This window comes from Massilimicrobiota sp. mt181, assembly GCF_055420065.1.
Genome location: NZ_JBVAYN010000009.1, coordinates 1 through 22,565, shown reverse-complemented (window position 1 = coordinate 22,565; position 22,565 = coordinate 1). Strand labels below are relative to the sequence as shown.

The 22,565-nt window shown below is 32.0% G+C and carries 19 protein-coding genes; 10 read left to right on the top strand and 9 right to left on the bottom strand.

Annotated elements, in window-relative coordinates:
- Positions 1-2: 2 nt before the first annotated feature.
- Positions 3-803, top strand: a complete 801-nt coding sequence (locus tag ACZYT4_RS06660) for a Cof-type HAD-IIB family hydrolase (RefSeq protein WP_463783811.1) — start codon at positions 3-5, stop codon at positions 801-803.
- Positions 804-836: 33 nt separating this feature from the next.
- Here the strand turns inward: ACZYT4_RS06660 and ACZYT4_RS06655 are convergent, their stop codons facing one another.
- The gene (locus ACZYT4_RS06655; protein ID WP_463783810.1) at positions 837-2,003 is read right to left on the bottom strand and encodes an iron-containing alcohol dehydrogenase; all 1,167 of its coding nucleotides are present in this window, start codon (positions 2,001-2,003) and stop codon (positions 837-839) included.
- A 165-nt stretch (positions 2,004-2,168) separates the two neighbouring features.
- Between ACZYT4_RS06655 and ACZYT4_RS06650 the strand changes: the two genes are divergently transcribed.
- Positions 2,169-2,915, top strand: a complete 747-nt coding sequence (locus ACZYT4_RS06650; RefSeq protein ID WP_373154034.1) for an alpha/beta hydrolase — start codon at positions 2,169-2,171, stop codon at positions 2,913-2,915.
- Positions 2,916-2,939: 24 nt separating this feature from the next.
- On the opposite strand, the gene ACZYT4_RS06645 is transcribed toward ACZYT4_RS06650, so the two are convergent.
- The 4 genes from ACZYT4_RS06645 to ACZYT4_RS06630 all read right to left on the bottom strand — a co-directional run bounded on the left by ACZYT4_RS06645 (position 2,940) and on the right by ACZYT4_RS06630 (position 5,570).
- The gene (locus ACZYT4_RS06645; protein WP_463783806.1) at positions 2,940-3,830 is read right to left on the bottom strand and encodes a DUF3737 family protein; all 891 of its coding nucleotides are present in this window, start codon (positions 3,828-3,830) and stop codon (positions 2,940-2,942) included.
- A gap of 41 nt (positions 3,831-3,871) precedes the next feature.
- Positions 3,872-4,336, bottom strand: a complete 465-nt coding sequence (locus tag ACZYT4_RS06640; protein WP_463783804.1) for a cyclophilin-like fold protein — start codon at positions 4,334-4,336, stop codon at positions 3,872-3,874.
- The gene (locus tag ACZYT4_RS06635) at positions 4,333-4,566 is read right to left on the bottom strand and encodes a hypothetical protein (protein ID WP_373154037.1); all 234 of its coding nucleotides are present in this window, start codon (positions 4,564-4,566) and stop codon (positions 4,333-4,335) included. Before ACZYT4_RS06635 ends, ACZYT4_RS06640 begins: the two co-directional genes overlap by 4 nt.
- 110 nt (positions 4,567-4,676) lie before the next feature.
- Complete coding sequence (locus ACZYT4_RS06630; RefSeq protein ID WP_463783799.1) at positions 4,677-5,570, bottom strand: LysR family transcriptional regulator; 894 nt, start codon at positions 5,568-5,570, stop codon at positions 4,677-4,679.
- 125 nt (positions 5,571-5,695) lie between these two features.
- Here ACZYT4_RS06630 and ACZYT4_RS06625 point away from each other — a divergent pair, with 125 nt between their 5' ends.
- Both ACZYT4_RS06625 and ACZYT4_RS06620 read left to right on the top strand, forming a co-directional pair.
- The gene (locus tag ACZYT4_RS06625) at positions 5,696-6,232 is read left to right on the top strand and encodes a flavodoxin family protein (RefSeq protein WP_463783797.1); all 537 of its coding nucleotides are present in this window, start codon (positions 5,696-5,698) and stop codon (positions 6,230-6,232) included.
- A 207-nt stretch (positions 6,233-6,439) separates the two neighbouring features.
- Complete coding sequence (locus ACZYT4_RS06620; protein ID WP_463783795.1) at positions 6,440-7,369, top strand: AEC family transporter; 930 nt, start codon at positions 6,440-6,442, stop codon at positions 7,367-7,369.
- Positions 7,370-7,392: 23 nt separating this feature from the next.
- On the opposite strand, the gene ACZYT4_RS06615 is transcribed toward ACZYT4_RS06620, so the two are convergent.
- The gene (locus ACZYT4_RS06615; RefSeq protein WP_463783793.1) at positions 7,393-8,802 is read right to left on the bottom strand and encodes a uracil-xanthine permease family protein; all 1,410 of its coding nucleotides are present in this window, start codon (positions 8,800-8,802) and stop codon (positions 7,393-7,395) included.
- Positions 8,803-8,921: 119 nt separating this feature from the next.
- On the opposite strand from ACZYT4_RS06615, the gene ACZYT4_RS06610 reads away from it, so the two are divergent.
- From ACZYT4_RS06610 to ACZYT4_RS06600, 3 genes are all read left to right on the top strand, one after another.
- Positions 8,922-9,617 (top strand): response regulator transcription factor, encoded by a 696-nt coding sequence (locus ACZYT4_RS06610; RefSeq protein ID WP_463783791.1) that lies wholly within the window; start codon positions 8,922-8,924, stop codon positions 9,615-9,617.
- Positions 9,586-11,433 (top strand): HAMP domain-containing sensor histidine kinase, encoded by a 1,848-nt coding sequence (locus ACZYT4_RS06605; protein ID WP_463783789.1) that lies wholly within the window; start codon positions 9,586-9,588, stop codon positions 11,431-11,433. Before ACZYT4_RS06610 ends, ACZYT4_RS06605 begins: the two co-directional genes overlap by 32 nt.
- A 77-nt stretch (positions 11,434-11,510) precedes the next feature.
- On the top strand, positions 11,511-11,888 hold the full coding sequence (locus ACZYT4_RS06600) for a hypothetical protein (protein ID WP_463783787.1): 378 nt from the start codon (positions 11,511-11,513) through the stop codon (positions 11,886-11,888).
- A 23-nt stretch (positions 11,889-11,911) separates the two neighbouring features.
- Here the strand turns inward: ACZYT4_RS06600 and ACZYT4_RS06595 are convergent, their stop codons facing one another.
- Positions 11,912-15,523 carry a UvrD-helicase domain-containing protein gene (locus ACZYT4_RS06595; protein WP_463783783.1) on the bottom strand — a complete coding sequence of 1,204 codons (3,612 nt, stop codon included), beginning with the start codon at positions 15,521-15,523 and terminating at the stop codon, positions 11,912-11,914.
- Positions 15,513-18,191 carry a PD-(D/E)XK nuclease family protein gene (locus tag ACZYT4_RS06590; protein WP_463783780.1) on the bottom strand — a complete coding sequence of 893 codons (2,679 nt, stop codon included), beginning with the start codon at positions 18,189-18,191 and terminating at the stop codon, positions 15,513-15,515. Before ACZYT4_RS06590 ends, ACZYT4_RS06595 begins: the two co-directional genes overlap by 11 nt.
- A gap of 219 nt (positions 18,192-18,410) precedes the next feature.
- On the opposite strand from ACZYT4_RS06590, the gene ACZYT4_RS06585 reads away from it, so the two are divergent.
- Positions 18,411-19,547, top strand: a complete 1,137-nt coding sequence (locus ACZYT4_RS06585; protein ID WP_463783778.1) for an MFS transporter — start codon at positions 18,411-18,413, stop codon at positions 19,545-19,547.
- Positions 19,548-19,550: 3 nt separating this feature from the next.
- Positions 19,551-19,931: a PAS domain-containing protein gene (locus ACZYT4_RS06580; RefSeq protein WP_463783775.1), complete on the top strand. Its 381-nt coding sequence runs from the start codon at positions 19,551-19,553 to the stop codon at positions 19,929-19,931.
- Positions 19,932-20,006: 75 nt separating this feature from the next.
- Here the strand turns inward: ACZYT4_RS06580 and ACZYT4_RS06575 are convergent, their stop codons facing one another.
- Positions 20,007-21,914, bottom strand: coding sequence for an NAD(+) synthase (locus ACZYT4_RS06575; protein ID WP_463783773.1), 1,908 nt, complete (start codon positions 21,912-21,914; stop codon positions 20,007-20,009).
- A gap of 305 nt (positions 21,915-22,219) precedes the next feature.
- On the opposite strand from ACZYT4_RS06575, the gene ACZYT4_RS06570 reads away from it, so the two are divergent.
- The coding region (locus ACZYT4_RS06570) for a GntR family transcriptional regulator (RefSeq protein ID WP_463783771.1) at positions 22,220-22,565 on the top strand (346 nt) is incomplete at its 3' end.

Below are 22,565 nucleotides of genomic sequence, written 5' to 3'. Positions count from 1 at the left end.
GTATGAAAGCTATTGAATTGGTACTTGTGGATATAGATGGAACATTATTGAATGACCAGGGGATGGTGACACCCAAAACAATTGAAGCTATCAAAAAACTTAAAGACAAACAGATTTTATTTGGAATTGCGACAGGAAGAACACCATTTGCAGTCAAACATCTCATTAAAAAGTGGGAAATTGAACCTTATGTGGATGTGATTATGGGATTTAATGGTGGATGTTATTTAGATATGAGAACACAAAAAATGTCATCTTGTTATTTATTGGATGGAAAATATATTCCTGTTATACTAGAAGCTTTTCAGGAATTTGATTTTAATGCAGGTATCTATGATCAGGAGTCCTTCCATGTTTTAAAAGAAGATCATTTTGCGATTGAGATTGCGAAAAAGAATCAATTACCATTAGTTGTAGATGGCTTAACACCGTATTATCATAAACAAATAGAAAAGATGATTTTCATGGCTGATAAAGAAGAAATTCAAAAGATCAGTCAACATTATCATCACATTAAGCATCCACATTATCGAGGAGTGCAATCAACACCGATATTATTTGAATTTTTAAATCCTGAACTTTCTAAATCAAAAGGGATTGAAAAAATGTGTCACGATTTCAATTTATCTACAGACTGCATTTTAACATTTGGTGATGAACTCAATGATTATGAAATGATTAGAGATTATATTGGCGTTGCCATGGGAAATGCGAATCCTCAAATTAAAGAGGTTGCTCAATATGTGACAACATCTAATAATGAAGATGGTATTGCTGTGTTTTTAGAAAACTTTATTTTATAGAAAAAGAACATGGGAAGTGGAATTCCCATGTTTTTACATACTTTCTTTAAAGATTTGAATGATTTCATCGTTACTAAGAACTTTATATCCACCTTCAAGAACAATTGTTGATCTAGCAAGACCTTCTAACATATCTTCTGTGACACCTAGATCAGTAATATTCATCACAAGACCTAATTCTTTCATCCATTCTTCCATCGCATCAAGTCCTGCTTTAGCAATCTCTTCTTTTGATTTTCCTTCTGGATTGATATCCCATACATTTGTGGCAAATCTGACAAATTTATCTAATCCATAAGGCAGAATGTAACGATAATATGGTAATGAAACGGCAGCTAACGTCATACCATGAGTAGCATCTGTATAAGCCCCAACAGCTTGACCTAACATATGCACCATCCAGTCAGTAGATTTTCCTTTCGCAACTAATGTATTTAATGCCCAAGTGGCAATCCACATAATATTGCTTCTTGCTTCATAGTTTTGAGAATCTTGAATCGCAATACGACTAGAATGAATTAATGATTTCATTAATCCTTCACTGATATAATCACTCGTATTATCATCATCACCAGAGAAATATTGTTCACAAATATGGTTCATAATGTCATAGAAACCAGCAACCATCTGATAGTGTGGTAAAGTCAATGTATATTTTGGATTCAAAATAGAAAATTTAGGCATAACATTTTCACCAAAGACATGACCAATTTTCAGTTTCTGTTTTGGATTTGTAATAACGGCACCACCATTCATTTCTGAACCTGTACCAACCATTGTTAAAACACAACCTACAGGAACGATTTCACATGTTTGTTCTTCCATTCTTAAATAATATTTATCCCACGGATCTTCATCACAATGGATAGAGACGGAAACAGCTTTGGCATAATCGCAGACTGAACCTCCACCAACAGCTAAAATAAAATCAATTTGATTGTCTCTAGCAATCTGTACACCTTCATAAAGTTTATCGATAGTTGGATTAGGCATAACTCCTGAAACTTCAAAAACTTCTTTGTTATTGTCTTTTAAAATAGTGATGACTTCATCATAAATTCCATTTTTCTTAATAGAACCACCACCATAGATGAGTAAAATACGTGAACCGTATTTTGGTAATTCTGTATTTAAATATTTTAATGATTCATCTCCAAAATAAAGCTTTGTTGGATTACAATATTCAAAATTTCCTAGCATTTTTTATTCCTCCTTTAACTACATTTATTATATGAGAATAACAAGTATATATCAAATACCTATATTCAATGAATAACTATGCTTTTTAAGTATAGATATAAAGCGTTGGACATAGGAACTATATCGATTTAAAATAAGTTTAGATGATGGAAGGAGATGTTAATCATGATAGAAAAATTTGATGTTTATATAGAACCATTTCATCTTTGGCGAACAATGCATGTTTATTTGCCAGATGATTACTATCAAACACAAGAAAGATATCCTGTGATGTATATGTATGATGGGCATAATCTTTTTAATGATCAGGATGCAACATATGGAAAATCATGGGGATTATCTGATTTTTTAAATCATTATGATAAACCATTTATCATTGTAGGTATGGAATGTAATCATGAAGGGCATGAAAGATTGAATGAATATTGTCCTTATGATGTTGAAAATGGTTTCTTTGGTCCTATTCAAGGCAAAGGGCGTATATATATGGATTGGGTTATCAATGATTTAAAACCAATGATTGATCAAAAATATCGTACAATTCCTTTTAGAGAATGTACTGGTATTGGGGGAAGCTCCATGGGTGGCTTAATGGCCTTTTATACAGTCATTCACTATAATCAGTACTTTTCTAAAGCTGCTTGTCTTTCACCTGCAATTTCTTTATGCACTAATCAGTTATTGCAAGAAATGAAGAACCAAGATTTCAATCAAGATACTCGTGTTTATTGGAGTTTTGGCTCAAAAGAGACTTCAAATCCACAATATTTTTTGAAGAACATTCAAATCTTTAATGATGAAATTGTTCGTCGCGGAGGACAGAGCTATATTCATATTGAGGAAGGTGGCCAACATAATGAAGCCACTTGGGAAAAACAAAATCAATTATATTTTGATATTTTATGGAAATAAAAAGTGTGGAGAAATCCACACTTTTTAACAACAGCAAGAACATCTTTCCTGATGTTCAGATGGTACCTGTCTGATGACAACTTGTCCATCTATTTCCATGACAGCATCTTCATTAATAATTTCTCCAACGCTATCAACAGTCACAGTTCCTGATTTAACATTTTTAATAGAATCAACATGTCCTTTGATAGATGCTTCTACATCAGAGTATTCAAATGCCAAATCACAATCAATCATTTCACAGTCAATCAGTTTTAAATTTTCACAATAACAAAGTGGCTGTGTTCCAATGATTTGACAGTTAATGAATGTTAAGTTTTTTGAAAACCATCCTAAATATTCACCCTTGACAACAGAATCTCTGACAATGACATTTTCGCTATGCCAGAAAGCATCTTTTGTATCAAGATAAGAGTTGCTGATATCAAGATGATGCATATACTGGAAAGAATACTTACCTGTGAATTTCAGATTTTCAATTTTGACATTGTTGCTGTGGAGCATCATGTATTCAGAATTGATTTGAGAATCTTTGACTGTGGTGTCATTACAGAACCATCCAAATTCTGGTGAATCAATTTGACAGTTGGAAACGATAGTATCAGAACATTCTCTTAAGATTTTAATGCCATGAATAGAACATGAATCAATAAGACCATGATGTGAATACCAAATAGGTGCTCTTGTTAATTCATCTAAAGAACAATGCGTCATTTCATATCCTTGCGCATGCCATAAAGGATAACGTAAAGAAAACTGACAATGATCAACTTTAATATTTCGGGTTTCCTTTAATACTGATTCACCATCAGCAGGACCTGCAAAGACACAGTTTTTTACTTCTGTGTTTTTAATGTTATATAATGCTCTTTCTTCATCAAAAGTTTGATTTTCAATAATGTGATTGATTTTCATATGTGATTAAACCTCCTCATTTTCATTATATTTATATAGTGTTACTCAATAGTCACTGTTACATTTTGATGACCGACAAATGTTTCTAAGTTCTCAACATTTTCAATATGACCAATACGCGTATAAGAATAAGGTGTTGAAAAACTTTTATAAAAGAGAACAAGACAATTATCGCCAAACAACATAATATCTCCAGCATCTATATAGCCAACCTTCTCACTGTTTGTTGGCAAGCTTGTTTCCATATAATAATACTTTTCATTGCCATTTAATTCCTGCATATCCATTGTGAGAGGAAGCAGTTCTATAAATTTTTGAACTGTTTCATTGTCTTCTAAATCAATGCTAAACGATTGATTATTTATTTTTAAAGTTCTCTGTTCCATAAGATTATCCTCCTTTTGGGTTTGATTGGTTTGTTTATAACTTGACTGATAGCTTTCCTGTTTTTGACAACCACATAAAAGCATAAAAGAGACAAGAATGATTTTGAATGCTTTGTTCATGTTTGATGATCCTCTTTTTTTAATATATAAATCAGATAATCAATATAATCAATTCTTTTTTGTTCTTGATGTAAGTTTTGTAAAAGATAACATCTTTGTTTTCTTAAGAATTGATACATTTTTTGAGTTTCTTTATTTTCAATGTATTGCATAAAATCACGAATCTGATCTTGATGACATCCAATATCCTCTAAGCACTTTTTCATATCTTCCAATGATATTAATTCCACATCTTCTTCCCTCCTTACTTATATTCTAGTTTCATACGTTTAAAATATCAAATACTTATATTTGATAAATAACTATGCCTTTAAAGCATAAAAAATTCCCATTGGGAATTTTATGATTCAATGAATTCTTGAATTGTCTCGCTGACAACATCTAAAAAGTATTGAGAAGTTCTTGTCAAGACTTGATATTTTTTCCAAATAAAATAATAAGGAACTTCAATATGAGGAGAAAGTGGTCTAAAACATAGTAAAGAGTCTCCTGTCGTATTGATTAGTTTATCAAAACAAATAGCATATCCAAGCCCATCTTCAACCATTAAAGAAGCATTATAAAGTAAGGTATAAGAAGAAATAATATTCAAATGCTCAATATCATTATGCAACCATTCTACCAAATCAGAAATTTGTTGGAGTTCTTTAGAAACAATCAGAGGTTTATCTTGAATATCTTGAAAAGTAATAGCTTCTTTTTGAGCGAGAGGATCATCTTTCAACATTAAGACACCCCATTGATGAGTTAATGGTAGTAATAAATGATGGTAATCATTAATTTTGGGATTGGATGTTAACAAAGCAAAATCAATCAAACCATTATCTAATTTTTCGATAACGTCTGGAGCATTTCCACTATGAATATGAAATTGAATCTCTGGATATTTTGCGTGTATCTTTTTTATTGATTTTGTAATGATTTTTAATGTGTGTGATTCACCAGCACCTATATAAATATCTCCTTTTAATGATGAATCAGCAGACATAATTTCTAACTCTGTTTTATCAACTAGATTGATGATTTCTTCAGCTCTCTGACGTAAAATAATCCCTTCTTCTGTCAATGTGATTTTTTTATTGCTTCTGATAAATAATTGCTTTCCCAGTTCGTCTTCCAGCTCTTTCATTTGTCTAGATAGGGTTGGTTGAGTGATATGCAATTGTTGAGCAGCACCGGAAATTGTTTCTTCTCTAGCGATAGCTAAAAAATATTGTAAAACTCTTAGTTCCATATCAAGAAATCCTCCTTTTTTCTTATTATATCACTATATGCTCAAAAAGCATATAATATTATTGGATATAAGTATTTGTTATAAAGAGGAAGAGGAAGTATACTTGCTTTAAGGAGTGAGAAAGAATGAGAAAAATACTTATTGTGGTAGGAAGTGGCGTTCAAAAAGGAAATACAAATCAGTTAGCCCAAGCTTTTGAAAAAGGAGCACAAGAGGCTGGACATGATGTCCAAAGAATTGTTTTATCTGAAAATATACAGGGTTGCCAAGGATGTGGAGCATGTCAAAAGAATTCACATCAATGTGTGATTCAGGATTCTATGCAGAATTATTATGCTTTGTTTGAATGGGCAGATACAATCGTCTTGGCATCACCTTTATATTTTTGGTCAATTTCGGGAAGATTAAAATGCTTTATTGATCGTTTGTATGCTATTTCTCAAGATGATCAATATCCATATAAAGAAACAGTACTATTAATGAGTGCTGGAGATAATCATTTCTGGACTTTTGAACAGGCTTTATCTTTTTATTCTTTTTATACAAAAGCTTTAGGATGGAAAGATTTAGGACATGTTCTTGCAGGTGGTTGTGAAAGTGAGCCACGATATATTCCTACACAAAAATTACAAGAAGCTTATCAGAAAGGTTTACATTTATAAGGCGTTTTTTGAACGTCTTTTTTATATGATAAAGGAGATTTATATTCAGAGATTTTGTTTTATGATGGGATATATTTATTCTTTATAGGCATAATAATGAAAAAATAAAGATGTATTTATGCTTATAAGCTATATATGTTTATAAAATATAAGTATTTGCTATTGCGGGGTTTGTATAGTAATATGTCCTTGACAAGGAGGAAATTTATGGCCGCATTAACAACACTTTTTCCAGTATTTTTTATGCTTGCATTAGGTTTTATATCTCGAAAAAGGGGATGGGTAACATTAGAACAGAAAAATGGAGCTAATGTCATTGTTTTTCAAATTTTATTTCCTATTTTGATTTTCAATTTGATGTGTAGTGCTCAAATTGAAGTCTCACATATCAAAATGATTGTTTATGTTTTTATCATGTTTATACTTGCATGGTTTATAGGAAAGTATGTAACATCATGGACAGGAAAAAAGTATGCTGATTTTTCACCCTATTTGTTAACAACAATCGAAGGTGGAAATGTAGCATTGCCTTTATATCTTTCAATTGTTGGAACTTCCAGTAATACAGTGATTTTTGATATTGCAGGAACTGTTCTTTGCTTTATTGTTTATCCAATTGTGATTGCTAAAAAGACAGCATCTGGAACATCAACAAAAGAATTGATGCAAAATATTTTCACTAATTCTTTTGTATTAGCCGTAATCTTTGGTTTGTTTTTAAATCTTTCTGGTTTATATCAAATGATTCTTCAATCCTCATTTGGTGAAATGTATACCAATACGATTTCTCAGGCTACCGCACCAATCGTATCGATGATTTTATTTATTTTAGGTTATGATTTGAATATTGATAAATCTATTTTAAGACCATTACTGAAATTAATGTCTATAAAAATTGTTTTTTATGCATTGGTCATTGTTGGATTTTTCATCCTTTTCCCAGTGCAGATGTCAGATAAAGTTTTTATGATAGCACCTATCATTTACTTCATGAGTCCAACGGGATTTGGCTTAATTCCAGTTATTAGTCCATTATACAAAGATGAGGATGATGCAACCTTTGCAAGTGCATTTTTATCTATGTTTATGATTGTGACTTTGATTGTTTATACGATACTTGTTGTTTTTGTTGTATAAAAAAGGAAAGCTGAGAATATGTTTTACATATTCTGGCTTTCCTTCTTTTTCTTTTCTGGTAGAACTAGACTTAATAATAAGGAAACAACAAATACCCCAGCAACAGCATTGCCATTAAAGATTTCTCCAACAACTGATGGGAAACATGCAAAGAAATTGCCTGAAGTTTGAGTAACTCCAACACCAATACAGAAAGCGAGTGAAACAATAATCATTGTACGTTCATCAAAGTTGTTATCTTTTAACATCTTAATTCCTTCATACATAATAGAACCAAACATCATAACTGTACAACCACCTAAAACAGATTGAGGTAATGATTGAAAGAAAGCACCAAGTGGTGGAAATAATGATGCTAATATAAGGATTAAAGCTCCCATAAAAATCGTGAAACGATTAATAACTTGTGTCATTGTCACTAAACCAACATTCTGGCTGAAAGATGTTAAAGGAAGGCAACCAAAGCATCCAGAAATAGCACTTGAAAATCCATCTACAGCTAATGATCCTTGAAGTTCTTCGATTTTAATATCACGATCTAAAGCTCCTTTACAAACAGCAGTTGTAGCACCGGTTGTTTCGGCAGCTGAAACTAAAAAGACAATCGCAATCGTAAAGAAAGCTCCTATATCAAAGACAGGTATATGTTCAGTAAAGAACACTAATTTTGGAATACTGAAATAACCAATCTGGTGAATTGTTTCAGCAATATTAGAAAAGTCCACCATTGGCGCAATTCCAGTGAGTGTCAAAATAACAGATAATATATATCCAAAAATTAAACCAACAAGAATATTTAAATTTTTATAGATACCTTTTAAACGGTAATGTGATATTAAACAGACAATCAATGTAAATGTCCCAACAAGAAGATGATACCAGGCACCAAAGTCTTCTACGCCAGAACCTCCACCCCAAGAGTCCATACCTACTGATAATAAAGATAATCCAATCGCAATGACAACACAGGCAGAGACAACAGGAGTTAAAAATCTTTTCCAGTATTTAGCGCTTAAACCGACTAATCCTTCAAAGATTCCACCAAGGATAACAGCCCCAATCATTCCTTCATAGCCTAGTTCTGGATTTGTAGAGATAACCAGCAGGCTTCCTAAGAATGTAAAGCTGACACCCATGACAATAGGCAATTTAGAACCGATTTTCCATACGGGATAAAGTTGCATACATGTTCCAATTCCAGCCGCAAACATCGCACACTGTAAAATAGAAGTGATTTCAGCAGAAGTCAAGTTTTCACCTGTTCCTCTGACCACGGCTGCACCACAAACAATAATGACAGGGGCAAGATTGGCAACAAACATTGCTAATACATGCTGTAATCCAAAAGGGATTGCTTTTTTTAATGGCACACGTCCATTAAGTTTGTAAATGTTCTCTTCGCTTACCGACGTAACAATTTCTTCTTTATTCATTTTTTCTCTCTCCTATACTCATAAAAACGCTATGATTTTATCATAGATTGTCAAAAAATACCATACATTCCACCTCAATTACACAAAACACTATTATGATAGCGATGAGGAGGGATCTCATGTATAAGGTTTTAGTTGTTGAAGATGAATTTCATATTCGTCAGATTATCAAAGATTATTTTTCTTTAAAAGGAATTGAAGTTATTGAAGCATCGCAAGGTTATGAAGCTTTGTCAATGATGGATGATACAGTTGATTTGATTTTATTAGATATTATGATGCCAGGTATTGATGGCTATGAAGTGTGCAAACAATTAAGATTAAAAACAAAAAAACCTATTATTTTTATCAGTGCTTTGTCAGAGGAAGAGAATCAATTAATGGCTTTTGAATTAGGGGCAGATGATTATGTCATGAAGCCATTTCAACCTTCTATTCTCTATGCAAAAGTTGTTGCTATGATTAAGAGAGATCAAAAACAAGAAGAACATCTCCTTGTTTTTGGACATGTTCAACTTGATCGTATCAATCGTATTTTAATTATTGAAGGTGAAAAAATAACATTGGCACATAAAGAATATGAATTATTAGAATATATGTGTTTACATGTCAATCAATTGTTAAGTCGACAAGTCATTTTGGATAAAATATGGGGCTATGATTATTATGGTGATGGAAGAGCTGTTGACACATATGTGAAAAAGGTGCGTAAGAAGTTAGGAAAATATGCAGGTTATATTCAGACAGTGATTAAAACAGGATATATATTTAAGGTGGTGGATGATGATGAAAAAACCAAAGATAACAATAGGTAAAAAAATCTTTGCTTTGATTTTTATAAGTTTCTGTTTGATAAACTGTTTTAATATATTTATGGATTATCATAGAGAAAAAAATACAGTCTTTAAACAATTGGAAAATGAATATCATTATTATTTGGCACATCAGCTTCAAGAAAGGTATCATCAAAAAGGCTATCAGCTTCAGGACTCTTTTTATCAGGACATCAATAATACCTTGAAAACAGAAGATGGATATTTGACTTACTCAGTTTTTGTTTTGAATCCTGATTTACAAATTGTCTATAATCAACTGGATCAGAAAAGACCAATATTACGAGTACAGGACATTAGAGATGGTATTTCAACTATGCTATCAATCAGTCTTGATACAATTGATACAAATATTCGTAGTCAAATTGAAAAAGAAATAAAGAATCATTTGCCTTCAAATGATTTAAAAATCGAAGCAGCTGCACCATCTATAACTCAAATAGGCGATAATCATATTTCTACAAATATTCCAGATCTCTCTTATCTTGCGATAGATGGACATGTTGTCTTTGATCAAAGACAAACAGAAGATGAAATCAAATCCTTTACTTTTATGAATTATGAAAGCCCACATTGTTATTTGTCATCTTCATCATACTTTGAAGAAGATATCGAAATCTCTCATATTGATTATTTCCAAAAGACAGAAAGTGTTCTCAATGAAATTTCCACAATCTTACCTGATCAACAAAATAGTCAATACGAACAAGTCATGCAATTTGAAGATGGAGAAGGCACTTTTTATGATGTTCTTTGTCTACCATTAATGCATCATGGAGCACAAATGGACGAAAATAGTGAATATGATTTTGATGATATTGATGGCTATTTGGTATTTTATAATTATGATTTGTATGCTGCACAGAAAATTACACATCGAGTTATTTATGCCAAAATGATTATTTATATGATGTCACTTGTTTTATGCATATGTCTTTCATTATTACTTGCACATCTTCTGACAAGACGTATCAAGAAAATCAGTCAAAGTACTTTAGCTATAGCAAATAATGATTTTGATATTCATTTAGATGAAAAATCAAAAGATGAGCTAGGTGTATTATCACATAATATCAACCATATGAGTCAACAGTTGAAAAATACCATTCAACAATTGAATCAGGAAATAGAATATGTCAAAAAATTAGAAGGTATGAGAAAAGAATTTATTGCGAATTTCACACATGAAATCAAAACACCACTGAGTATCATTAATGGTTATATTGAGCTTTTAGATGTGAGTCAGGATGAAGAGAAAAAACAACAATATCTGAGTGCTATTCATCAAGAAGTCAATCGTATCAATCAATTGATTCATGCTATGCTGGATTTATCAAGATTAGAATCTGGACATGTCAAACTTCAGATTCAGGATGTAGATATTGAAGATTTACTGACAACAACGATTGAAATGTTTGCGCCACTCTTAGAAAAAAAACATATTCATGTCATCATGGGAGATGAATTTCCTCATATTCAGGCCGATGCTCAAGAATTACAAATCGTATTCAAAAATTTCATCAGTAATGCTATGAAGCATACACCAGAAAATGGAAGTATCTATATTGAATATCATCAAGGAATTCTCACTTTTGAAAATGAAGGAGAACCCATTAGTGATGAACAGAAAGCGATTATTTGGGAAACTTATGTATCCGGTGATCGTGAGGGAACAGGTCTTGGTTTAGCTATCTGTCGCTCAATATTGGATTTACATCATTTTTCTTACGATGTATGTAATACAAGGCGTGGAGTACAATTTCAAATTGATTTCAATCAAACAAAAAATAACATCTAATACATTCGTTTTCTCATCTTTGACTTGAAACGACAAGATATGTCAATTATAATGAGAGAAAAGATGAGGTGCTGCATATGAATAAAATCATAGGAATGATCATTCCTTATATAATGGTAGTTTGTGTCATCATTATGCAATCAGTTTATGTTGATAATAGTGTTATGGCTTTGGTTGTGGGATTGTTGATTGGTATTGAATTTTATCATTTAAGAAAAGCTGAAGGAACTGTTCTGATGAAATCAGGAAAGATTGTCACAATTGTGATTTGTCTTGTTGCTTTCTTATTAGGATATTTCAATCAACATTTAACAATTTTACCCAATTTAACAACAACACTTGCATTAATGATACCTTTAGAATGTATTGGACTTTATATGATTTGTCAAAATCATCCTCCATATACAATGACTTATAAATTTTCATTTAAAAACAGAAGAAGAAGATATTTTTAAAAGAAGATCATCATGATCTTCTTTTAAAATTCCACGCCATAGGCAATATTTAAATAGTAAATAATGGCTTTAATATCTTGATGATACATATCTTTAAGCACTTTTTGATAATAACTTAATTGTGTCTGATGTTTTTGAATCAGCGCTTCATCTGTATTTTTACGAGAAACACGATCTGTTTTATAATCTAAAACATAAATCTGGTCCTGATAAACAAAAACCAAGTCGAATATACCATGAATAGTCTGTTGGAGAGTTTCATCATAATAAGAGAAACTCTTTTCTTTATAAATATGACTGGCATTTTTAATCATCTGATAGTATTCACTATCAATAAAGCCTTGGATTTTATCTTGATAATTCATTAAAATATTCTGTCCTTCTTCATCAATTAAGGCTTCATTGTAAAGCTGTTTGATTAAAGTTTCCACATCATCATGTTCAAAAGTTAAATAACTTAATAAAAGGTGAACCAATGTTCCTTTGTCTGTTGCACTGATTGTAGCTGTTTCATCACTTTCTGTAAAGAGAATACTATGTTCATCTTCAATATGTGGCAGTTTTGTGACAGCTAGGGTAACAGGTTTTGAAATATCATAAGGATACTGATAGTTTTGATAATGTTCCTGAAGTTGATTATCGAGATTGTATGCTGATGGCTTTTGCTGGAAGATTTTCTCTTCAATTTCTGCATCATTTGTTAAAACTAATGAAAACATAGCATGTTCTGTAGAATCAAATGTTAGATGCTTTTCAAAGTGATATTTTTGAAGTTTTTTAGCTAAAGGCTTGAGTTCATCAATCGTTAGACACTGTTCAAGAACATGAGGATGGCGTAAAATAGCTGCCAGTACCCATGATAAGTAATTATTGGTTTTACGCAAACGATCGTACAACAAGACATGTTCAGCATTTTTCTTATGATAGATATCAGGATGTTCATTGATGATTAATTTGTTCATAATATCTTTGATTTCATCAATGTTTTTTAATATTCCTGTTAAAATCAGTTTTTGAGATGCACGTGTCAAAGCAACATAAAGAATACGCATTTCTTCATTAATCGATTCATCTAGCTGATGACGGGCTATCATATTACGATAACAGTTTTCATATTCAACAGTAATATTTCCAAAGTTTTCTGTTTCGACATAACGTCTAGGCTTTAATGCAATACCTAACTGTTTATCAATCATAAAGCGTTCTTTGCTGTCCTGTGTATTAAATTGTTTATGCATATTACATACAAAGACAATTGGGAATTCCAAACCTTTAGATTTATGGATTGTCATAAATTCAACAAAATCATCATCCTGTGAAGCGACAATAGCTGGAGCCTGATCAGAAGACTCTGAAAAAGCTTCAATAAAATCATGGAGATAAGGATGCTGTTGCTGGAACTGTTTTGTGAGTTCTAGTAAAAGTAATAAGTTGGCTTTTCTTTGTTCACCATTCACCAATTGACAGACAAATAAAGGATAATCTGTGACTTCATAGATCTTTTTTAATAAATCATAAGGTGAGTTTTGTTTGGCAAATGTTCTTAACTCCTCAAAAATCTGGAGAAATGAGAGAATATTCTGATCATTGGAAAGTTTTAAATTTTCATAAAGAGGAAGATCTTTATGGTCAATACGGATTTTAGCAATTGTTTCTAAGGATATATAGGAACATGTATAAGGCTGATTGATAACACTTAATAAGGATACATCATCATAAGGATTATCAATGGCTTTTAAAAATGAGAGTATGTTTTTGATTTCGTTTGTGTTCATAAATCCTTGTGACAGGACAATGTGATTAGGAATATGATACTGATCAAAGACTTTTTTAAAAGTCAGAAAAGAAGTCGTTGAACGCATTAGAACAACCATATCTTTATAAGAAACAGGTTTTCCTTCTAATGTCATTGTTTCCTTGAGTTTAAGAATCTTTTGTGCCACCATATGGGCTTCATACTGTTCTTTATCCAAAGAAGAAGCAGGATTATAGAAATCAATCATGACTTCTGTTGTCAGATGATCTTCTTTAAAAAATCTTTCACGAGCTTCTTTTTGATGTCCTTTTTCTTTTCCATCATAATCATAATTTAAACGTGCACTATCGTCTAAGTAGTATTCTAAACCACCGATTTGACTGTCCATAATCTGATTAAAAATAAAGTTAATAGAATCTAAGACAATTTTTGAAGAACGATAATTAAAGACCAAATCAATTCTTCTTGTTTGTGATTGGAGTGATTCTTCATCAGTTAAAGAAAAGTGATTATATTTATCAAGAAAGATTTGAGGATCAGCCTGTCTGAAACGATAAATAGACTGTTTCATATCTCCAACCATAAATAATGGAATAGGAGGATCTTGATAGGTAGAAATCATAGAAATCAAAGATTCCTGAATCTGATTTGTATCCTGATATTCATCAATCATAATTTCTTTTAAGCGATGATACAAGATATCAACAATACCATATCGTGGCAAAAGCAATTGATGGGTATAACTTTCTAAATCCGCAAAGTCCAATTGATTCAATTCTTTTTTTCTTTGTTGATAAGCCTGTTGGAATTGGTCAAGTAATTGTCCTTTTGAAAGCAAGATATCAATCGCTTCAAAGCTGACTTTTAGTTTGTTGACAAAGTCAACACTATCATCTTCTAAATAGGCACTGACAGCTTTTTGATAAGATGATAAAACATCAGTCTTCATTTTCGTGAATGTTTTCTTGATTTGAGGATCAATATCCTTCCAAGACATGTTATAAGCTTTCTCAACAGGGGTTTTTAATAAAGAAACCAGTGTATCATAGGTGATTGGGTGTGATAAAGCTTGTAGACGTTCGTCTAGATAATCATAATAAGCTTCAAAAGGCACTCTCAATGCTTGATTTCTTTCTGTCTGTTCATCTGGTCTTTCATAGAAATCTACCAGATCATGTTCTTCACAATAGACTTCTAGTTCAACAAGTTTATTCATAGCCATGACAACTTCATTATAAAAGATATTCTTTAGATAAGAAAATAACGGCCAATCCTCCAATGAAGGAGAGAGAGTCTCATAATATTGTGACTTGATTTGATCGATAAAATCATAGAAGTGATCAATAGAATGAGACATGTCATCAATAGAAAGCAAAAGAGATTTAAAGCTGTCTAAAGAGTAACCTGGAAAATAAAGTGTTAAAAAATCACATATATGAGAATCCTGAATCCATTTTTCCAGACACTCATCAAGCACTTCATTTTTAATCTGAGAAGGATCACTGTTGATTTCAAAACCTGGCATAACGCCTACCAGATATCCATATTTCATGAGTAATAAGTTACAGAAACCATGGAAATTGGTAATATAGGCATGAGGAAGATGCAGAATCTGTTCTTGGAGATGAGCTTTCAATGTTTCATCAATAGGCGAAGAAACAAGGGTGTTTAATTCTTCAGTTAATCTTTGTTTCATTTCATGACCAGCGGCTTGGGTAAATGTCACAACAAGAAAATCAGAAATCTGATAGCCTTCTTTCAGCAGCTCAACAATGCGGCTAACTAAGATTTTTGTTTTGCCACTACCAGCAGGAGCACTGACTAAAATAGAAGCATCGCGTTGTTGAATGGCTTTAAGTTGACCAGCATTAAATGGCATTGTCTTCACCTCCTAAAATTTTCTCTACATCTAAAAATTCCACCAGTTTATAATCATTATAGAAAACATCAAATCCACAAATATTCTGATATGGACAATAGAAACAAGGATTGACCTGTGTATGTGTTGTTTTCTGATCACTACCTTTAGGGGCAATATCAATATGTCCTTCCATCATTTCCTGATAGAGCTGGTAAATATGTTCTTCAATCTTTTCAAATAAGATATCTAGTTGTTGACGAGAAAGAACTTGTCCTTTATATTCATTGCGGCTTTTCACATAGCTGACAGGAATGAAAGAAGAACGTTTATCAAAAGTGGGATCTAAATGAATGATACTTTGATGTGTCCCATCATCAATAACATAACCACCACAACGATATTGTTTGATAAATTCCTCTTCATCTATGTCTTGTTGCATACTTTGATCAACACTTAAGATACGTTTTTTCGTATTAAAATATAAAACAGCACCAGGATCTTTATGATATGCTTTTGTGACCATTTGTAAATATAATAACATTTGAATCTGAAATCCCTGCATAGCCAGATTTAAATCAATATTTTTAGAACTTGATTTATAATCAATAATAGAAATGTAATTGTCATATTCATCAATTCTATCAACAAAACCTTTAAATAAAATCTGATGAACATAATCTTGCACTTTTTTCTCTTTGTATTGAATCTGAAAATCACTTGTCTTTAAAAAATGTTTTAAAACCTTTAAAGTGATATGAAGATCTTTAATCAGTTGTTCAATAAAGAATTGATTAACAGGCTGCTGGGATATTTTTTGAAGAAGAGTATCATTGTTTTGGATGTATTGATGAACAAGTTCAGCAGTATCTTGTGATTGATCAATATTAATGGATAAAACATAGTGAACAAGTGAACCCAGTTCATTAGGTAAAAGTTTTTGTTCAGGGAGAGGATAAATCCCTAAACCATATTGAATAAAGTATAAAAATGGACATTTGTTGTAGGTTTCAATTTGACTGACAGAAAGATAAGGACTATAAAGCTGTTTCGTTGTTTCTTGAGAGAGTTGTACAGGTTGGTTATGAGTTGATAGAAATGTCTCGATATTTTGATTGAGAATTGCTTTATCAGGATTTTTTCCTCCACGAGAGTAATAAACATCCTGTGGCATAAAAAGTGGTGTTGGAAGTTTTTGACAAGTGAACATATGTGTCAGTTGCTTATATAGAGAAGAAGGTAAAAGCGTTTCTCCATCAAGTGTATTCATGGCATAGGAAAAAGTAAAAGTTTGATAAGGCATTGTCAAAGTTCTTAAAATATCATTTTCATGAACACCTAAAAGTTCTGTTGTTGTCATAGGTGTAGAAATATGATGATTTCTGAGATTTTCAATGTCTTCATCAAGAAGTAAAGCCGTGTCTTTAATGCTTTGAGGAAGGATTGTTTCGTTCATTCCTAAAATAAATAAGTGAGTTGGAATGTGACGTTGACCTTGACCCATCATATAAACATGAATCTGATCTTCATTTTTTTCAAGAGTCTGTAGAGTTTGAGGAAATGTCATTTTGAAGAATTTCATAAATTCTAAAGGAGATATATGACCATCAAGCTGAGCAACCTGGTTGAGATATTCTAAATATTGTGTATCTAAGTCAGGACTTGATAATTCTAATGCAATATCATGATATGTTTGACCTGAACATTTTACAATAGCATTTAAAATCAATTGATAACTGTATTCATATTGACGAAGTTGAACATGAGGAAGATTATGAGGCATATGCAATGTATCTAATACTTCTCTTAAATCATCCTGATAACTTTGATTTGGATAAATAATAGTAAAGTCACGATAATGCAGATTTTCATCAGCAATTTTCTGATAGATTGTATAAACGACCTGTTGCACTTCCTGAAGAGGGGTAGGAGCTACAAAAGTATAAACAGAAGAAGTTTGTTGGCAAGGAGTAGGGTTCTGGCTAAAAAGATACTGTGTCATCTGTGTTGGCTGGTCAACAGATTGTCCATCTTGACACAACTGATGATAAGGCAGGTTGAAAAGACGTTCATCTTTTTGGTATGTGTATAAACATGTGATATCACATGTTTGAGATAAACGATGGATCAGATCTTGACGTTGTTTTTGATAGAGATGATCAGCTTCTATAATCAGATGATCTGTTTCTTTTAAGGCTACATCTTTAAACATACTTTCAAATGTGATATGAGTATAGGCATCAAGATGATTTTGAAGTGATTGATAAATATGATAGAAATCTTGAAGCTTTAAAGAATCATCAGTCTGACCATGGATCTGATTCAGTTCATAATCCTTCATTAAGGGAATCAGTTCCTGAATGAATGGAAAAATATTATCACTTTGAAAACAATGAATGGTTTCTTCTTCAAAAATCTGTCTTAAATGATAAACCCATTCCAAAGTAGAAAGTAAATGATGTCTCGTAAGATGATATTTGATTTGAAGCTGTTTAAGATATTGACTCCAAGTCATAATCTGAATATTGACAAGATAATGAGTATATTGGAAAAAATATTGTTCTATCAAATCTGGCTGATTGCAGATATAGATATATTGTTCAAAAGGATGAGCTTGAGCTTCCTGAACACAATTTTGAATGATTTGTTGGCGTTGATAATGCTTATTTAATCCGTTGATTATTTTCATGACGGTCACCTCGCATTCTATTATACATGAAAAGATGGAGAATGAAAAAGTAAATAACTTTTGATATCTTGTTTTTCCATTGACGATTATTGTATAATGGAAAATATGGAGGGATAGAGATGGTGCTTTTTCAAATTTGATAAAAACAATTTCTATTTTAGATTTTTCTACATTTTCATGTAGATGTTTTTATCATACTGAGAAAGGATTATTTGATTTATGAAAAAAAGAAATATCTATCTCTTGTTTGCGATTGAATGGCTACAAGGAATGGTTTTTTATAGTTCTGTTGCAACTTTATATCGTCAAAATCATGGATTGACATTAGTTGAAATGGGATTAATTGAAAGCTTGTTTTCAATACTTGTTTTTATATTGGAAATCCCTATGGGATATTTATGTGATCGTTTAGGATATAAGAAAACGATGATGAGCTGTTATGGAATCTATCTTTTATCAAAGATTGTTTTTTATCAGGCTTATGGATTTTCGTTGTTTTTATTAGAAAGATTATTATTAGCTATAACAGTATCAGGACTTTCTGGCTGTAATAGTGCGTTTTTGTATCTGTCAACTGGCAAGATAGAAAATCCACGTGTTTTTGGTTATCTCCATGCTTGTGGGGTAGCAGGAATGATGATATCATCAATGGCTTTTTCATTATGGATTCATGATATGGAATTAGCTGCTTTATGTACAATCTTTCCTTATCTTATAGCTTTTCTATTGTCTTTCTTTTTGGAAGATATTCCTATGGAAGGAAGTTCTCATCTGGGAATCAAAGATGCATTTTCATTAATGTATCAACAAAAAAGACATATTCTTTTTTTGATTGCTTCAGCATTATTATTAGAAACAACACATACAATCAGTGTGTTTTATAGTCAGCTACAATGGAAAGCCAGTCATATTCCAGTTGTCTATTTTGGACTCATTTCTATTTTTATGACAGCCATACCTCTTTTAGGGGCGAGTTTAGGAAAAATAGTCCAATATATTCGTGAAAAGACACTGATGTTTTTATTGGTATTTGTTTCCATGATCACCTGTATCATATTGGCATTGAGTCATCATCCTTATGTTTCTATTGCAGGGATTATGATTTTAACTTTAGTAGAAGCTTTTTATTCTCCTTTATCACAGTCGCTTATGAATCAACGTGTTGAGAGTGCTTTAAGAGTCACTATGTTATCAATTTATTCAATGATTATGAATATGGTAGGGATTGTGATGAATATGAGTTTTGGAGTGGCTGGTGATATGAATATTCGATGGGTCATGATTTTAGGAGGATGTTTTTGCTTTTTGAGTCTATTATGTTTAAAAAGAGAAAATCAGAAAAATAAGGAGATTTAAATGATGGAACTGACAAAGGATGTTTTATTAGGTATTTTAGATGCATATGCTTATGAAATTGTTTTTGTGGATAGAAATCATATTGTGCAATATATGAATAAAACTGCTAAACAAAGATATGGACAAAGAGTACAAATTGGGCAAAGTTTATTTCATTGTCATAATGAAAATTCACGTTACAAGATTGAAGAGTTTTTAATCAGAGCAGATCAGGGTGAAGAAGAAATGTTTGAACTTTATAATCAAAAAACAGGCGAAAGAGAGTTTTTTGTGCCTGTTAGAGTGGATAATCAGGTGATTGGTTATTTTGAAAGGCATGAAGTTCCATGGGATCAAGAACATCCTGAAATCCCTGTGGGAGAATATTGGAAACGTCGTTTATAAGAAGTGAGGAAGATTTCAGAAAAAAATGAAATCTTCCTTTTTGCATGATAAAAAGTGATGTTTCCATCACTTTGCTTATAATTGTTCACATTCTTGTAGCCATAATGCAACATTGGCATCACTTGGCATTCTCAAGTCTCCTCGAGGTGATAGGGCAACACTACCAACTTTTGGACCATCTGGAATACATGAACGTTTAAATTGTTGTGTAAAGAAGCGACGATAGAAAGTTGTCAGCCATTTCTTAATGGTCGCATGATCATATTGACCTTCAAAAGTATGGCAGGCAATACGATAAAGTTTTCTTGGTTCATAATGGAATCTGGCATGATGATATAAGAAGAAATCATGGAGTTCATATGGACCTACAATATCCTCTGTTTTTTGAGTGATTTCATTATCCTTGGCAGGAAGTAATTCAGGAGAAACAGGGGTATTCAAGATATCTTGTAATGTATCATGTAAAGGCTGTCCTTCATACAATGAAGATACATAATCTACTAGATATCTAACTAATGTTTTAGGAACTGATACATTGACCGCATACATGCTCATATGATCACCATTATAAGTAGACCATCCTAAAGCAACTTCAGATAAATCACCTGTACCAATGACAATACCACCTTCTTGATTCGCAATGTCCATCAAGACTTGCGTTCTTTCTCTCGCCTGACAGTTTTCATAAGTGACATCATGAATGTTTTCATCATGCTGGATATCTTGAAAATGTTGTTTGACAGCATCCCCAATATCCACTGTTAAGGATGTCACATTTAATTCTTCCATCATTTTTAAAGCATTGTTTTTAGTACGAGATGTTGTTCCAAAACATGGCATTGTCACAGCAATAATATCTTGAGATGGATATCCTAATTTCTGATAAGCCATATTTGCAACCAATAATGCAAGTGTAGAGTCTAAACCACCTGAAATTCCAATGACCACTTTTTTGATATGTGCAGCTTTTAATCTTTGAATCAAACCATGAATTTGAATATCAAAAACTTCCTGACAGCGCATTGCACGCTGATCCTTATTGCTTGGTACAAAAGGATGTGGGTCATATGTACGTGTCAGTTCAATGTCTTCATCTTCTAATGTAAAAGGGATAATCTGATAATCATCCTGACGATTCTCATAAGTTGTCATTTCCACACGTTCACTTACTATTTTTTCCATATCCATATCAGCAAAGATGATACCTTCGCTATATTGTTGAGACTGAGCCAAAAGACTTCCATTTTCAGCAATTAAATGATGATTACTGAAAACAACATCAGTCGAAGACTCACCTAATCCAGCATTACAATAAGCATAGCCACAAATGAGTCTGGCACTATGAGAAGTCACCAATAGACGACGATAATCTGATTTTGATGTCAAATCATTGCTGGCAGAAGGATTTAAAATTAATGTTGCACCATTTAAACAATGTAAAGTACTTGGTGGTAAAGGTGCCCATAAATCTTCACAAATTTCAATACCAATTTTTAATTCAGGATGACTTTGACATTCAAATAATAAACGTGAAGAAAATGAATAAGCTTGACCATTGATTTGAATCATTTCATCATTGTCTAAAGCGCTAGCAAAATGACGTCCTTCATAAAACTCATGATATGTAGGAATATATGTTTTAGGAACAACACCTAATATATCTCCTTGACAGACTGTCACTGCACAGTTGTAAAGTTTGTTTTTCAAAACCATTGGGCAACCAAAAACAAACAATATATCTAAACCTTTTGTTTGTTCACATATAAAACTGATTTGTTTGTTAACTTCGTTTAAAACACGTTTTTGATAAAATAAATCTTCAATTGTATATCCAGTTAAACAAAGCTCTGGAAAAACAAGAATTTTGATATGTTTTTCATTAGCTTCTCTAACATAAGATATGATTCTTTGTGCATTTTGTTGAACTTGACCTAATGAGACTTCAAAATTTGCACAACCAACTCTTATAAATCCATCTTTCATGAATATTCCTCCATTTGATTGATTATATTAAAAAGATATTTATATCTTAGCATTTATTGCTCAAAAAGTCATCATGAGTATATATTTTGTCACTTTTCATCTGGCGTAAATATTGAAATGTGAGGCTATTTCTTATGTATATTGACGAAAAAAACACTCTAACTATTAAATATAGACATTTTGATTCAATGCATCATTATCATAATCATATTGTTTTGATAGACATTTTTTGATGAAATAGGATTGACAGGATGATTATACTGTGTTACTGTATTAGTGTATTAATACAGTGAGGTGATAAAAGCGTGAATCAGTTTCAAAATGATATTCCTATTTACTTGCAGGTTGTCGATCAGGTGAAATTGCAGATTTTAAGTGGGCAGCTCAAACCAGGTGATAAAATATCTTCGGTGAGAGAAATGGCTTCAACGTTAGGTGTTAATCCCAATACAATTCAAAGAGCTTTTCTGGAACTGGAACATCAAGGTTTTATTACCACTCAAAGAGCTGTAGGCAGATTTGTCAGTGAAGATACTGATTTTATTGAAAGATGTCGACAGGAAAAAATACAAGAAACCATTCAACAATTTGTTTTGCAGATGGAAACCTTTGGAGTTACAAAAATGGAGATTATAGATTATTTACAGAATC